Source organism: Streptomyces sp. NPDC086023 (genome assembly GCF_044540325.1).
Classification (GTDB): domain Bacteria; phylum Actinomycetota; class Actinomycetes; order Streptomycetales; family Streptomycetaceae; genus Streptomyces.
The window spans coordinates 32,414-46,467 of sequence record NZ_JBITRX010000017.1; the positions used below are offsets into that span (position 1 = coordinate 32,414).

Here is a 14,054-nt window from a genome sequence, read left to right on the forward strand (position 1 = left end):
CAAGCAGTTCAGTCTTCATCACCGTGGAGGCGTCGGCGCACCGACAGCAGCTCCACTTCAGGACGTGCCGCGACCAGCCGCTCACAGCGGTCGAGCACATCCGACAGGTGCCCCACGTCCCCCGACACCATGGCGACCCCCAGATGGGCCCGGCGATGGAGGTTCTGGTCGCCGACCTCGGCCGCGCTCACGGAGAACTTCCGCTGGAGCTCGGAAACGATGGGCCTGACGATGGAGCGCTTCTCCTTCAGCGAACGTACGTCGCCGAGGAGCAGGTCGAAGGACAGAGTCCCCACGTACATGCAGATCCGGATGTCCCGCCGGTTCGGGTTCGGTGGTCCGCCCAGCCGTCGCTTGGCAGGAACATCCAAACCGTACACGCAACGGCCGGGGCCGATCGACGGAAATTCCGCCGACCGGCCCCGGTCACGACATCCCCCGGCTCACGCCGGGAAGTGCCCCAGTACGAACAGCCGGGCGTCAGCCGCGCGGCTTCTCGCGCATCTCGTACGTCGCGATGACGTCGTCGATCTTGATGTCGTTGAAGTTTCCGAGGTTGATACCACCCTCGAAGCCCTCGCGGATCTCGGTGACGTCGTCCTTGAAGCGGCGCAGACCGGAGATGGTGAGGTTCTCGGCGATGACCTTGCCGTCGCGGAGGAGGCGCGCCTTGGTGTTGCGCTTGACCTCGCCCGACCGGACCAGGACACCGGCGATGTTGCCCAGCTTGGACGAGCGGAAGACCTCGCGGATCTCCGCCGTGCCGAGCTCGACCTCTTCGTACTCCGGCTTGAGCAGACCCTTGAGGGCCGCCTCGATCTCCTCGATGGCCTGGTAGATCACCGAGTAGTAGCGGACGTCGACGCCCTCGCGCTCCGCCATCTGCGCGGCACGGCCGGCCGCACGGACGTTGTAGCCGATGACGATGGCGTCGGAGCCCATCGCCAGGTCGATGTCGGACTCGGTGACCGCACCCACACCACGGTGCAGGACGCGGATGTCCACCTCCTCGCCGACGTCGAGCTGGAGCAGCGAGCTCTCCAGGGCCTCGACCGCACCGGACGCGTCGCCCTTGATGATGAGGTTGAGTTCCTGGACCAGACCGGCCTTGAGCACCGAGTCGAGGTCCTCGAGGGACACCCGGCGGGTGCGCTTGGCGAAGTTGGCGTTGCGCTCGCGCGCCGCGCGCTTCTCGGCGATCTGGCGGGCCGTACGGTCCTCGTCCACGACGAGGAAGTTGTCGCCGGCGCCGGGGACGTTGGTGAGACCCAGGACCAGGACGGGGGTCGACGGACCCGCTTCCTCGACGTTGTTGCCCTTGTCGTCGAGCATCGCCCGGACGCGGCCGTACGCGTCGCCGACGACCATGGTGTCGCCGATGCGCAGCGTTCCGCGCTGGACCAGGACGGTCGAGACGGCACCGCGGCCGCGGTCGAGGTGGGACTCGATCGCAATACCCTGCGCGTCCTGCTCCGGGTTGGCCCGCAGGTCGAGCGAGGCGTCCGCGGTGAGGACCACGGCCTCCAGCAGGGAGTCGATGTGCAGACCCTGCTTGGCGGAGATGTCGACGAACATGGTGTCGCCGCCGTACTCCTCGGCCACCAGGCCGTACTCGGTCAGCTGACCGCGCACCTTGACCGGGTCGGCGCCCTCGACGTCGATCTTGTTGACCGCGACCACGATCGGCACGTCGGCCGCCTTGGCGTGGTTCAGGGCCTCGATCGTCTGCGGCATGACACCGTCGTTGGCCGCCACCACGAGGATCGCGATGTCGGTCGACTTGGCACCACGGGCACGCATGGCGGTGAACGCCTCGTGACCCGGGGTGTCGATGAAGGTGATCTTGCGGTCTTCGTCGTTGACCTGGGTGGAGACCTGGTAGGCACCGATGTGCTGGGTGATGCCGCCGGCCTCGCCCGCGACCACGTTGGTCTTGCGGATCGCGTCGAGGAGTCGGGTCTTTCCGTGGTCGACGTGACCCATGACGGTCACGACCGGCGGACGCGCGACGAGGAACTCCTCGCCGCCCTCGTCCTCGCCGAACTCGATGTCGAAGGACTCGAGCAGCTCGCGGTCCTCCTCCTCCGGGCTGACGATCTGAACTTCGTAGTTCATCTCGCCCGCGAGGAGCTGGAGGGTCGCGTCGGAGACGGACTGCGTGGCAGTGACCATCTCGCCGAGGTTCATCATGACCGCGACCAGCGACGCCGGGTTGGCGTTGATCTTCTCCGCGAAGTCGGTGAGGGACGCACCGCGCGACAGGCGAACGGTCTCGCCGTTGCCGCGGGGCAGCATCACGCCGCCCACGGACGGGGCCTGCATGGCCTCGTACTCCTGGCGCCTCTGACGCTTCGACTTGCGGCCGCGACGGGCCGGACCGCCGGGACGGCCGAAGGCACCCTGCGTGCCGCCACGGGCACCCGGGCCGCCGGGACGGCCGCCGAAGCCGGGACGACCGCCGAAGCCGCCGCCACCGCCGGGAGCACCGCCACCGCCGCCGGGACGACCGCCGAAGCCGCCGCCACCGCCGCCGGGACGACCGCCGCCGCCGGGACCGGCCGGACGGCCGGCGAAGCCGGGACGACCGCCGCCGCCACCGCCGGGACCGGCCGGACGGCCGCCGGGGCCACCGGGACCACGGCCGCCGGGGCCCGGACGCGGGCCGGCAGCGGGACGCTGCGGCATCATGCCCGGGTTCGGACGGTTACCGCCGGGAGCGCCGCCCGGACGCGGGGCGCCGCCCTGCGGACGGGGCATGCCACCGGGGGTGGGACGGGGACCCTGCGGACGCGGGGCACCGCCGGGACCGCCCTGCGGGCGCGGACCGGGAGCACCGGCGCCGGGGGCACCGGGGCGCGGCGCGCCGCCCGGACGGGGCGCCTGCGGGCGCGCCATGCCGGTGGAGCCGCCGGAGGTGAAGGGGTTGTTGCCCGGACGCGGACCCGCGGGACGGGCACCACCGGGACGCGGGGCCTGGGCGCCACCCGGACGGGGGGCCTGACCACCGGGGGTCGCACCGGCCGGACGCGCGGCGCCCGGACGGGCACCACCCTGGCCGGAGGCGGCCGGACGCTGACCGGTCGGGCGCGGGCCCGGGGTCGCGGACGGACGGGAGGCGGCCGGAGCCGCCGGAGGCGCCTGGAACTCCGCGGCGACCGGGGCCGGAGCGGCCGGAGCCGGCTTCGGGGCCGGAGCCTTCGGACCGGGACGCGGGCCGGAGGCGGCCGGGGTCACCGGAGCGCCGCCCGCGGGGGCCTCGGCAGCGGCCGGCTTGGGGGCCGGGGCGCCGGGCTTCGGGGCAGCAGGACGTGCCGCGGCAGCCGGGGACGGCGCGGGGGCCGCCGGCTTCGCGGGGGAGGGCGCCGTCTTGCGGGGCGCACCGGGCTTCGCAGGGGTCTTGCCGGCGCCGCCGGGACCCTGCAGAGCGTCGGTCAGTTTGCGTACAACGGGCGCCTCGATCGTCGAGGACGCCGAACGGACGAATTCACCGAGTTCTTGGAGCTTGGCCATGACGACCTTGCTCTCAACCCCGAACTCCTTGGCGAGTTCGTATACCCGGACCTTAGCCACTTCGCTCCTTTTAGGTCCGGGTTACCGCCGGACCGTCGCTACTTCATGGGCGTACTCATCGCGTACTCATCGAGTGCTCATCGCAATCTCGACCTACTTCCAACTCGCGAGGTACCTGACCGCACGGGGGTGTCCGTGCCGTACTTCTTCCTACGGTGTCGCCTCAACGGCCTTGCGCAGTTCCGCCGTGTCGAGCGCCCTCTGGACCCGCAGGGCCCTGGGGAACGCCCGGCGGCGGACCGCCAGGTCGAGGCAGACCACGGCGGGATGCAGATACGCACCCCGGCCGGGCAGCGTACCGCGGCGGTCGGGGACACACTCGTCCCCGCTCACCACGATCCGCAGCAGATCGTTCTTGGCCGCTCGCTCCCGGCACCCCACGCAGGTGCGCTCAGGGCATGCGCGGGCATGCGTCCGGCCAGACACTCTTAAGTCTACCTCCCCGTACCGACCTCACCCCTTTGGGCGAGAAATCGAACGGATGTTGTCGATGGACAGCACCCGGCACCGCCGGGTGACACCTGTCTACCGGCCGGGGAACCCCGGCCGGTAGCGGTTTTATTCCGCCGGCTCGGTGTCGGGCCGGATGTCGATGCGCCAGCCGGTGAGCCGCGCGGCGAGGCGGGCGTTCTGGCCCTCCTTGCCGATGGCCAGCGACAGCTGGTAGTCGGGGACGGTCACGCGGGCCGACCGCGAGCCCAGGTCGACGATCTCGACCTTGCTCACCCGGGCGGGTGACAGCGCGTTCGCGACCATCTCCGCCGGGTCGTCCGACCAGTCGACGATGTCGATCTTCTCGCCGTGCAGCTCGGCCATCACGTTGCGCACCCGGCCGCCCATCGGGCCGATGCAGGCGCCCTTGGGGTTCAGGCCCGAACGGGTGGAACGCACCGCGATCTTGGTGCGGTGACCGGCCTCACGGGCGATCGCGGCGATCTCGACGCTGCCGTCGGCGATCTCCGGGACCTCCAGCGCGAACAGCTTCTTCACCAGGTTCGGGTGGGTGCGCGACAGCGTCACGGACGGACCGCGGACACCCTTGGCCACGCGGACCACGTAGGTGCGCAGGCGCAGGCCGTGCGTGTACTCCTCGCCGGGGACCTGCTCCTGCACGGGCAGGATGGCCTCCAGCTTGCCGATGTCGACGAGGACGTTCTTGGGGTCCTTGCCCTGCTGGACGACGCCGGTGATGACGTCGCCCTCGCGGCCCGCGAACTCGCCGAAGGTCAGGTCGTCCTCGGCGTCGCGCAGACGCTGGAGGATGACCTGCTTGGCGGTGGTGGCGGCGATCCGGCCGAAGCCCGACGGGGTGTCGTCGAACTCCTGCGCCTCCTGCCCCTCCTCCAGGTCCTGCGGGTCCTCCTTCGCCCACACGGTCACGTGGCCGTTGGTGCGGTCCAGCTCGACGCGGGCGCGGCGGCGGCTTCCCTCGGTGCGGTGGTACGCGATGAGGAGGGCCGACTCGATCGCCTCGACCAGCAGATCGAAGGAGATCTCCTTCTCCCTGACCAGACCCCGCAGGGCACTCATGTCGATGTCCACGGCTACGCCTCCTCTTCCTTCTTGTCCTTGCGGTTGAACTCGATCTCGACACGCGCCTTGGCGATCTCCGTGAAGGCGATCCGGCGGGCGGTGGGCTTGCGCCCCTTCACGCCCGGCACCTCCAGGTCGAGGCCCTCGTCGTCCACGTCGACGATCCGCGCGACCAGGTCTCCGCCCTCGGCGAGCTGGAACTTCACGAGGCGGCCGACGGCCCGCACGTAGTGGCGGTGCTCCTTCAGCGGGCGGTCCGCACCAGGGGAGCTGACCTCCAGCTGGTACTCGTCCTCGCCCATCACGTCGGTCTCGTCGAGCTTGTCGGAGATCTCACGGCTCAGCTCGGCGCACAGGTCCAGGTCGAGGCCCTCGTCGGAGTCGACCACGATCCGCAGCATCCGCCGACGGCCCGCCCTGGAGAGTTCGATGTCCTCGAGGTCCAGTCCCTTGGCGTCGACGAGCGGCTCCAGCAGCCCGCGCAGCCTGTCGCTCTGGGTGGTGCTCATCCGGGTGACTCCTCGGCCGCGTGTGCTGTTGTGGTTTCCGTCGCGTGTCAGACCAAAGGGTATCCGGTCCCAGGGGGTGTTGCCGTCCGCCCCGTGGCCGGACGCCACCGGTACGGTGATCAGCGTTCCGCCGCCCCCTGTCACCCCGAGGACGTCACCGTGCCGCTCCCCCCGCCCTCGCGCCCCTCGCGAAGAAGCCTGCTCGCCGCCGGTACCGGGGCCGCGGGCGCCGCCCTGCTCGCCGGGTGCTCGGACGGTGGCGGCACCGCCGGGGGGCGACGGCCCGAGCGGGTACCACCCGAACGGCGGATCAGGGAATCGGCCGTCCGGGAGACCCGCGCCCTGCTGGAACGTTACGACGCCACGCTCGCCGCCCACCCGGCCCTGGCCCCGCGCCTCGCGCCCCTGCGGGCCTCGGTCGCCGCGCACGCCGGCGCCCTCGCCCCGGCCGGCGCCTCTCCCGCCGCGACCCCCTCCCCGTCCGGATCGCGGGTCGCGGCCGCGCCGCCGGCCGGCACGGCCTCCTCCGCACCCGCCTCCCCCGGCCCCGCCTCCCCCGGCCCCGCCTCCCCTGCGCCGTCCGCGGCCACGCCGTCGGCGGCGGCGGTGCCCGCGCGGCCCGAGGCCGCCCTCGCGGCGCTGGCCGACGCGGAACGCCGTACCGCGGCCGCGCACACCGCCGCCCTGGCGGGGGCGCCCGGCGAGCTGGCCCGGCTGCTGGCCTCGGTCGCCGCCTGCGGCGGCGTCCACGCGTACCTCCTCACCACCGCGCCCACCGGATCGGAGCCGTCATGACCGACAAGCCGGAGACCGGACCCGGCGTGCTGGCCGCGGCCCAGGCGGCGCTCGCCGCCGAGCACGCCGCGGTGTACGGCTACGGGGTGGTCGGCGCACGCACCGGGGAGTCCCGTACCGCCGAGGCCCGGCGGGCGTACGCCGCCCACCACGCCCGGCGCGACGAACTGGCCCGCACCGTGCGGGAGCTGGGCGGCACCCCGCGCCCGTCGGAGGCCGCGTACGCGCTCCCGGCACCCGTACGGACCCCTGCCGACGCGGAGCTGCTGGCGGCCGGGATCGAGGACCGGATCGCGGGCGCGTACTCGGATCTGGTGCGGGCCGCGGAGGGTCCCCTGCGCCTGCGGGCGGCGGCCGCGCTGAGCGAGGCGGCCCTGCGCGCGGCACGCTGGCGGGGAGGCGGCGTAGCCTTCCCTGGGCTCGTGGAACGATCACAACGAGCCGGGAACAGCTGAAAGGGACCTTGCACGTATGGCTTTCGAACCGCCCGAGCGGCTTGTCCGGGCGCTCGGCGAGAGGTCCGAAGACGCACCGGCGCAGTGGCTCCGGGAGCTCCCCGCGCTGGCCCGCGAGGCGCTCGACCGCCGGGGGCTGACCGCGCAGCGCGTGCAGGCCCCGGGCGGCCGGAGCAGCCTGGTCGTCCTCGTCCGGTACTCCGACGGCACGCCGGCCACGCTGAAGCTGGCCCCGCCGTCCGCGACCCCCGGGGACGAGCTGGCGGCACTGGCGCACTGGGGCGGGTTCGGCGCCGTACGGGTCCTCGACACCCGGCACGACGACGACGCCCTGCTGCTGGAACGGCTCCAGCCGGAGGTGTCGCTCCGCTCCCTGCCGGAGGCGAAGGCGCTGCTGGAGGCCTGCGGGACGATCCGCCGGCTGTGGGTGGCGCCGCCTCCGGGGCACTCCTTCGAGACGGTGGCCGAGCGCACGGCACGGCAGGCCGAGCCCATGTCCAAGGCCCCGGACGAGGCGCAGCCGCTGGTCCGGCAGGCGCTGGCGGTCCGCGACGAGCTGACGGTCCTCCCGCCGGAGGAGCTGCTGCTGCACGGAGCGTTCCGGCAGGGGAAGGTGCTGGCGGGCGACCGGGCGCCGTGGCTGACGGTCGGACCCGAACCGCTGGTCGGCGAGCGGGCGTACGACCTGGCGCGGCTGGTCAGGGACCGGCTGGAGGACCAGCTGGCGGCGAGCACGGGCGCGGCGGGCGCCAAGCGGCGGGTGAACCGGCTGGCCGACTCGCTGGAGGTGGACCGGGACCGGCTGCGGGGCTGGACCCTCTTCCGCGCGGTGGAGTCCGGCACCCGGGCGCTGGCCGCGGGGCGCCGGCGGGACGCCGAGATGCTGCTGGAGTTCGGCTCCTGGCTCTAGGTGGCGCCAAAGCTGGGCATACCGTGATTGAGCGGACAAGTCTGGCAAGGGGCCGTCATGGTCGAAGAACTGCTGGCAGCGGGTGTGGCGGCGGCCGTGGGCGTCACGGTCTACGTGGCCACGGCGGCGCGCATCGTGAAGCAGTACGAGCGGGGCCTGGTGTTCCGGCTCGGCCGGCTCCGCGCGGGTGTGCGGCCGCCCGGGTTCACGATGATCGTGCCCGTGGTCGACCGCCTGCGGAAGGTCAACATGCAGATCGTGACACTGCCGGTACCGGCCCAGGAGGGCATCACCCGGGACAACGTCACGGTGCGGGTGGACGCGGTCGTGTACTTCCGGGTGATCGACCCGGCGAACGCGATCATCGAGGTGGAGGACTACCGGTTCGCGGTCTCGCAGATGGCGCAGACCTCGCTGCGGTCGATCATCGGCAAGTCCGACCTCGACGACCTGCTGTCCAACCGGGAGAAGCTGAACCAGGGCCTGGAGCTGATGATCGACAGCCCGGCGGTGGGCTGGGGCGTGCAGATCGACCGCGTGGAGATCAAGGACGTCTCGCTGCCGGAGACGATGAAGCGGTCGATGGCCCGGCAGGCGGAGGCGGACCGCGAGCGGCGGGCCCGGGTCATCAACGCGGACGCGGAGCTCCAGGCCTCGCGGAAGCTGGCGGAGGCGGCCGGGGTGATGGCCGACCAGCCGGCGGCGTTGCAGCTCCGGCTGCTGCAGACGGTGGTCGCGGTGGCGGCGGAGAAGAACTCGACGCTGGTCCTCCCCTTCCCGGTGGAACTGCTCCGCTTCCTGGAACGGGCGGCCGAGGCCCAGCCGGTGCCGCACGACCGGGAGGGCGGTGCGCGGGCCGCGGAGCGTTCGCCGGCCGCTGCGCCGGGCGTGAAGCCGGAAGCGTCGGAGTCTGCGCCCCAGCCGGAGCCGGCCCCCTCGGGCACCGAGCCCGACGCCCTGGATGCTGCGCCTCTGCCGGACGCGGAGCGCGCCGCGGTCGAGGCAGCGCCGGACACCGTGGTCGGGGCCTCGGCGGTGCCGGAACTGCCGGACGTGGTACCGGAGTCCGGGACGTGGCCGGCGGCCGGGGCGGCGCCTGCGGCGGGCCGGTCTCGGGCGGACCCGGCGGAGGAGCCGTTGCCGTAGTGCCGCTGCGCGGAGCCGTTTCCCCACCCCGCCCCTTTCCCGAAACCGGGGCTCCGCCCCGGACCCCGCGCCTCAAACGCCGGCGAGGCTGGATTTCACTGCGCGAACCCAGCTCCGCCGGCACGTTCCAGCCCCTCCGGCGTTTGAGGAGCTGGGGGTACCCCCAGCGGTAGCTGGGGGAGGGTGCGGGGGCGGAGCCCCCGAAGGGTCCGGGGCGGAGCCCGGGGAAACGGAGAAAGGGCGGGTTGGGGGCACCTCCCAGCGGTAGCTGGGGGAGGGACCAGCCCCGCAGGGCAACCACCCGCACCCGGCAACGACCCGCACCCGGCACGGGACCGGCACGGCAGGCCCGCAGGGCGGACCGTACGGGAGGGGTCAGCCCGCGACGCGCGGCACCGCTTCCGACAGCGGGAGCTCCGCGCGGGTGCCCGCACGGCGGTCCTGGAGCTCCACGACACCCTCCGCGGCCCGTCGCCCCGCGACGACCACGCAGGGCACCCCGATCAGCTCGGCATCGGTCAGCTTCACGCCCGGCGACAGCCCCGGCCGGTCGTCCAGCAGGACCCGCAGGCCCCGCGCCGCCAGCGCCGTCGCCGCCTCCTCGGCCAGCGCCTGCTGCACCGCCTTGCCCGCGGCCACCACGTGGACGTCCGCCGGGGCGACCTCGGCCGGCCAGCACAGGCCCCGCTCGTCCGCGGTCTGCTCCGCCAGGGCCGCGACCACGCGCGACACCCCGATGCCGTACGAGCCCATGGTCACCCGGACCGGCTTGCCCTCCCGGCCCAGCACGTCCAGGCCGAAGGCGTCGGCGTACTTGCGGCCCAGCTGGAAGATGTGGCCCACCTCGATGGCCCGGTCGAGCCGCAGCCCCGCCCCGCAGGCCGGACACGGGTCGCCGTCGCGGACCACGACCACGTCCAGGTACCGGTCCACCTCGAAGTCCCGGCCGCACACCACGTTCCGCGCGTGGGTGTCGGCGCGGTTCGCGCCCGTCACCCACGACGTGCCCGGCGCGATCCGCGGGTCGGCGAGGTAGCGCACCTTCTCCAGGCCCTGCGGGCCGACGTAGCCGCGTACCAGGTCGGGCCGGTCCGCGAAGTCCGCCTCCGTCACGAGCTCCACGACCGCGGGCGCCAGGTGCTCGCCGAGCTTGCCGAGGTCGACCTCCCGGTCCCCGGGCACGCCGACGGCCACGATCTCCCCGTCCACCTTGACCAGCAGGTTCTTCAGGGTGGCCGAGGCCGGCACGCCCAGGTGCGCGGCGAGGCTCTCGATGGTCGGGGTGTCCGGGGTGGCCAGCTCCTCCACCGGCCCCGCCGCCTCGGCGGGCGCCGGTGCGAGCGGGAAGGTAACCGCCTCGGTGTTGGCCGCGTACCCGCAGGACGGGCAGTCCGCGAAGGTGTCCTCGCCCGCCGCCGCCGGGGCGAGGAACTCCTCGGAGGCCGAGCCGCCCATCGCGCCGGACACCGCCGAGACGATCCGGAAGTCCAGCCCGAGCCGGGTGAAGATCCGCCGGTACGCCTCGCGCTGGACCGCGTACGAGGCCGCCAGGCCCTCGTCCGTCGTGTCGAAGGAGTACGCGTCCTTCATCTGGAACTCGCGCCCGCGCAGCACCCCCGAGCGCGGCCTGGCCTCGTCCCGGCACTTCGTCTGGATCTGATAGAGCGTCACCGGCAGGTCCTTGTAGGACGTGCACTGGTCCTTCACCACCTGGGTGAAGATCTCCTCGTGCGTGGGCCCGAGCAGATACTCCGCGCCCTTGCGGTCCTTCAGCCGGAAGAGCAGGTCGCCGTACTCGTCCCAGCGCCCGCTCACGTCGTACGGCTCCCGGGGCAGCAGCGCGGGCAGCAGCACCTCCTGCGCCCCGGCGGCGTCCATCTCCTCGCGGACGACGCGCGTGACGTTGTCCAGCACCTTCTTGCCGAGCGGCAGCCAGCTCCAGACGCCGGCCGAGGTGCGCCGCACGTAGCCCGCGCGGACCAGCAGCCGGTGGCTGAGCGTCTCCGCGTCCGCCGGGTCCTCCCGGAGGGTCTTCACCATCAGCCGGGACAACCGCTGGACGGGCTGGGACATCACGCGCTCCTGCTCACGAAAGGGGTGGTGTTGCGCAGGAGGCTAGCCGAGCGGGCCGGGGACGCCGTACCGGTTTACCGGCTACACGCTGCGCAGGTGCACGCGCCTGGGCAGCGGCAGCGGAGCGCCCATCACGGCGTACGGCTGGGCCGCGCTCGGGAAGTACACCCGCCGCGCGAGGTCGTGGTACCCCAGCGAGCGGTAGAGGCCCCGCGCGGGGGACTCGATGTCGATGGCCGAGAGGATCGAGCGGGTCTCCTCGGCGGTGTCGGTGATCCGGGTGATCAGCTCGCGGCCCACGCCCCGGCCCTGGAAGCCCGGGTGGACGTGCAGTTCGGTGATGACGAAGGAGCCGTCGAGCCAGCCCTCCGCTCCCCCGGCCCGCAGGTACGGCTCGACGACGGTGGACCACCAGTGCGTACGGTCGTTGGGCATCCCGTACACGAAGCCGACCAGCCGCCCGTCGTCCTCGGTGAAGGCGCCCAGCGCCCGCGCGCCGGGCAGCTTCATGTGCCGCTGCACGATGTGGCGCCGGATGCCCACCTCTTCGTCGCTCAGCCCGAAGGCGACGGCCTGGACCTCCAGCGCCTCGTCCACGCGCTCGGCCAGGTCCAGCGGGCGGATCACGACACCGGCGGGGAGGCGGGGGTCGGCCCCGGGCGTATGCAGCATGCGGGAACCCTACTCGGCGGTCACGGAGCCGTCACCGGGTCCCCGGGGACCGGCCACCGTCACCCGGACGGAGGGCCGGAACGGCACCCTCGCGCATCAGAACAGCACGCTCATGAAGGCGCCGACCTCACGGAAGCCCACCCGCCGGTACGCGGCCCTGGCGGCGGTGTTGAAGTCGTTGACGTACAGGCTGACCACCGGCGCGACGTCCCGCAGCGCGAACTCGACCACGGCGGCCATGCCGGTCTCGGAGTGGCCCCGGCCGCGGAACTCGGGGGCGACCCAGACCCCTTGGACCTGGCACGCCCGGGCGGTGGCGGCGCCGATCTCGGCCTTGAAGACCACCCGGCCGTCCTCGACCCGGGCGAAGGACCGCCCGGAGCCCACGAGTTCGGCCACCCGCGCCTGGTAGAGCAGCCCGCCGTCGCCGGCCATCGGGGAGACGCCGACCTCCTCCGTGAACATGGCCACGCACGCCGGCATGATCAGGTCCATCTCGTTCTTGCGGATGCGGCGGACCAGCGGGTCGGGGCCGACCTCGGCCGAAGGCTGCTCGGTGACCATCAGGGGCTGGTGACCGCGCACGTCGCGGGCGGGCCCCCAGTGGGGCTCCAGCAGCCGCCACAGGGCCGCCGTGGGCTCGGCGGGGCCCACGATGGAGGAGCAGCGGCGGCCGGTCCTGCGGGCCCGGTCGGCGAAGGCGCGTACGGCCTCGGGGGTGGCGCAGACCGGGACGAGGTTGGCGCCCGCATAGCAGAGGGAGCGCAGCTCGCCGCCCTCGTAGTAGCCCCACATCTCCCCGCCGAGGCGCCAGGGGTCGAGTCCGGCGACCTGGACCCGGGAGGTGACGAAGGCGTTGGCGACCGGATCGCGGTCGAGTACCTCGAGCGCGGCTTCGAGGTCGCTGGGCTCGAGCACCCTGGTGGTGGTCTGCGTCAACACTGTGGGGGCCTCACCGTGCAAGTCTGCTGATCTCCGCACTGTAACCCGTCGGGGCACCCGGACGCGCCCCGCGGGGGCCGTGGAACGGGCCCGCGAGCGCCGTGGAACGCGGCCGGCCCCGCCCCCGCGAGCTGCGGGAACGGGGCCGGGGCGGTCCGGTGGGCGTCAGACGCCGATGGCGACGGTGGGCTCGCCGCTCATCACGCCGTCCTTCTCCATCTGCTCGGCGATCTTCATCGCCTCCTCGATCAGGGTCTCGACGATCTTCGACTCGGGGACGGTCTTGATGACCTCGCCCTTGACGAAGATCTGGCCCTTGCCGTTGCCGGAGGCGACGCCGAGGTCGGCCTCGCGGGCCTCGCCCGGGCCGTTGACGACGCAGCCCATGACGGCGACGCGGAGGGGCACCTCCATGCCGGTGAGGCCCGCGGTGACCTCCTCGGCCAGCTTGTAGACGTCGACCTGGGCGCGGCCGCAGGACGGGCAGGAGACGATCTCCAGGCGGCGCTGGCGGAGGTTGAGCGACTCCAGGATCTGGATGCCGACCTTGATCTCCTCGGCCGGCGGCGCGGAGAGGGAGACGCGGATGGTGTCGCCGATGCCCTGGGAGAGGAGCGCGCCGAAGGCGACGGCCGACTTGATGGTGCCCTGGAAGGCGGGGCCGGCCTCGGTCACGCCGAGGTGCAGCGGGTAGTCGCACTGGGCGGCGAGCTGGCGGTAGGCCTCGACCATGACGACCGGGTCGTTGTGCTTGACCGAGATCTTGATGTCGCGGAAGTCGTGCTCCTCGAAGAGGGAGGCCTCCCACAGCGCCGACTCGACGAGCGCCTCGGGGGTGGCCTTGCCGTACTTCTTCAGGAGGCGGGCGTCGAGGGAGCCGGCGTTGACGCCGATGCGGATGGGAGTGCCCGCGTCCTTCGCCGCCCGGGCGATCTCCTTGACCTTGTCGTCGAACTGCTTGATGTTGCCCGGGTTCACGCGGACGGCGGCGCAGCCGGCGTCGATGGCCGCGAACACGTACTTGGGCTGGAAGTGGATGTCGGCGATCACCGGGATCTGCGACTTCTTCGCGATGGTCGCGAGCGCGTCGGCGTCGTCCTGGGTGGGGCAGGCCACGCGGACGATCTGGCAGCCGGAGGCGGTCAGCTCGGCGATCTGCTGGAGCGTGGCGCCGATGTCGGAGGTCCGCGTGGTGGTCATCGACTGCACCGAGACGGGTGCGTCGCCGCCGACGGCGACGGAGCCGACCTGGATCTTGCGGCTGACCCGTCGGTCGGCGAGCTTCGTCGGCACGGACGGCATTCCGAGAGAGATGGCAGTCATCTGCTGTGCAACCCCAAGGTGTGGATCAAGGTCCCGATATCGGCGGGCTCCAGGCCTCCGAGATTACGCCACACGGCGCGCGCGACGCGCACGAGGAGGAGCGCGCCACCCGAACGTAGGGGGCCG

The 14,054-nt window shown here is 73.1% G+C and carries 13 protein-coding genes; 4 read left to right on the forward strand and 9 right to left on the reverse strand.

Going from position 1 to position 14,054, the window contains the following annotated elements; genetic code table 11:
* Positions 1-8 precede the first annotated feature (8 nt).
* The 5 genes from ACIF6F_RS28365 to rimP form a co-directional block, all read right to left on the reverse strand.
* Complete coding sequence (locus ACIF6F_RS28365; protein ID WP_399952690.1) at positions 9-302, reverse strand: DUF503 domain-containing protein; 294 nt, start codon at positions 300-302, stop codon at positions 9-11.
* A 178-nt stretch (positions 303-480) separates the two neighbouring features.
* Complete coding sequence (infB, locus tag ACIF6F_RS28370; RefSeq protein WP_399952693.1) at positions 481-3,570, reverse strand: translation initiation factor IF-2; 3,090 nt, start codon at positions 3,568-3,570, stop codon at positions 481-483.
* 150 nt (positions 3,571-3,720) lie between these two features.
* Entirely contained in the window at positions 3,721-3,996 is a 276-nt protein-coding gene (locus ACIF6F_RS28375) for a YlxR family protein (protein ID WP_399952697.1), read from the reverse strand.
* A gap of 132 nt (positions 3,997-4,128) precedes the next feature.
* Complete coding sequence (gene nusA / locus ACIF6F_RS28380) at positions 4,129-5,112, reverse strand: transcription termination factor NusA (protein ID WP_399952701.1); 984 nt, start codon at positions 5,110-5,112, stop codon at positions 4,129-4,131.
* Between the two features lie 2 nt (positions 5,113-5,114).
* On the reverse strand, positions 5,115-5,612 hold the full coding sequence (gene rimP, locus ACIF6F_RS28385; RefSeq protein ID WP_399952704.1) for a ribosome maturation factor RimP: 498 nt from the start codon (positions 5,610-5,612) through the stop codon (positions 5,115-5,117).
* Between the two features lie 159 nt (positions 5,613-5,771).
* Between rimP and ACIF6F_RS28390 the strand changes: the two genes are divergently transcribed.
* From ACIF6F_RS28390 to ACIF6F_RS28405, 4 genes are read left to right on the forward strand one after another with little or no spacing between them, the layout of a single operon-like run.
* The gene (locus ACIF6F_RS28390) at positions 5,772-6,407 is read left to right on the forward strand and encodes a hypothetical protein (RefSeq protein WP_399952707.1); all 636 of its coding nucleotides are present in this window, start codon (positions 5,772-5,774) and stop codon (positions 6,405-6,407) included.
* Complete coding sequence (locus ACIF6F_RS28395; protein ID WP_399952710.1) at positions 6,404-6,862, forward strand: ferritin-like domain-containing protein; 459 nt, start codon at positions 6,404-6,406, stop codon at positions 6,860-6,862. The genes ACIF6F_RS28390 and ACIF6F_RS28395 overlap by 4 nt, the downstream gene beginning before the upstream one ends.
* 16 nt (positions 6,863-6,878) lie before the next feature.
* On the forward strand, positions 6,879-7,772 hold the full coding sequence (locus tag ACIF6F_RS28400; protein ID WP_399952713.1) for an aminoglycoside phosphotransferase family protein: 894 nt from the start codon (positions 6,879-6,881) through the stop codon (positions 7,770-7,772).
* Positions 7,773-7,829: 57 nt separating this feature from the next.
* Positions 7,830-8,918 carry an SPFH domain-containing protein gene (locus tag ACIF6F_RS28405; protein WP_399952717.1) on the forward strand — a complete coding sequence of 363 codons (1,089 nt, stop codon included), beginning with the start codon at positions 7,830-7,832 and terminating at the stop codon, positions 8,916-8,918.
* A 375-nt stretch (positions 8,919-9,293) separates the two neighbouring features.
* On the opposite strand, the gene ACIF6F_RS28410 is transcribed toward ACIF6F_RS28405, so the two are convergent.
* From ACIF6F_RS28410 to ispG, 4 genes are all read right to left on the reverse strand, one after another.
* A complete protein-coding gene (locus ACIF6F_RS28410; RefSeq protein ID WP_399952720.1) occupies positions 9,294-10,991 on the reverse strand; it encodes a proline--tRNA ligase in 1,698 nt (565 codons plus the stop codon).
* An 81-nt stretch (positions 10,992-11,072) separates the two neighbouring features.
* Complete coding sequence (locus ACIF6F_RS28415) at positions 11,073-11,663, reverse strand: GNAT family N-acetyltransferase (RefSeq protein WP_399952723.1); 591 nt, start codon at positions 11,661-11,663, stop codon at positions 11,073-11,075.
* A gap of 96 nt (positions 11,664-11,759) precedes the next feature.
* Positions 11,760-12,602: a GNAT family N-acetyltransferase gene (locus tag ACIF6F_RS28420; RefSeq protein WP_399952726.1), complete on the reverse strand. Its 843-nt coding sequence runs from the start codon at positions 12,600-12,602 to the stop codon at positions 11,760-11,762.
* Positions 12,603-12,770: 168 nt separating this feature from the next.
* The gene (ispG, locus tag ACIF6F_RS28425) at positions 12,771-13,928 is read right to left on the reverse strand and encodes a flavodoxin-dependent (E)-4-hydroxy-3-methylbut-2-enyl-diphosphate synthase (RefSeq protein ID WP_399952730.1); all 1,158 of its coding nucleotides are present in this window, start codon (positions 13,926-13,928) and stop codon (positions 12,771-12,773) included.
* Between the last annotated feature and the right edge of the window lie 126 nt (positions 13,929-14,054).

What these genes read in the sequence shown, in the direction of transcription:
- ACIF6F_RS28365 (WP_399952690.1), bottom strand. Translation starts at nt 302, where the DNA reads ATGTACGTGGGGACTCTGTCCTTCGACCTGCTCCTCGGCGACGTACGT.
- rimP (WP_399952704.1), bottom strand. Translation starts at nt 5,612, where the DNA reads ATGAGCACCACCCAGAGCGACAGGCTGCGCGGGCTGCTGGAGCCGCTC.
- ACIF6F_RS28395 (WP_399952710.1), top strand. Translation starts at nt 6,404, where the DNA reads ATGACCGACAAGCCGGAGACCGGACCCGGCGTGCTGGCCGCGGCCCAG.
- ACIF6F_RS28400 (WP_399952713.1), top strand. Translation starts at nt 6,879, where the DNA reads ATGGCTTTCGAACCGCCCGAGCGGCTTGTCCGGGCGCTCGGCGAGAGG.
- ACIF6F_RS28405 (WP_399952717.1), top strand. Translation starts at nt 7,830, where the DNA reads ATGGTCGAAGAACTGCTGGCAGCGGGTGTGGCGGCGGCCGTGGGCGTC.
- ACIF6F_RS28410 (WP_399952720.1), bottom strand. Translation starts at nt 10,991, where the DNA reads ATGTCCCAGCCCGTCCAGCGGTTGTCCCGGCTGATGGTGAAGACCCTC.
- ACIF6F_RS28415 (WP_399952723.1), bottom strand. Translation starts at nt 11,663, where the DNA reads ATGCTGCATACGCCCGGGGCCGACCCCCGCCTCCCCGCCGGTGTCGTG.
- ispG (WP_399952730.1), bottom strand. Translation starts at nt 13,928, where the DNA reads ATGACTGCCATCTCTCTCGGAATGCCGTCCGTGCCGACGAAGCTCGCC.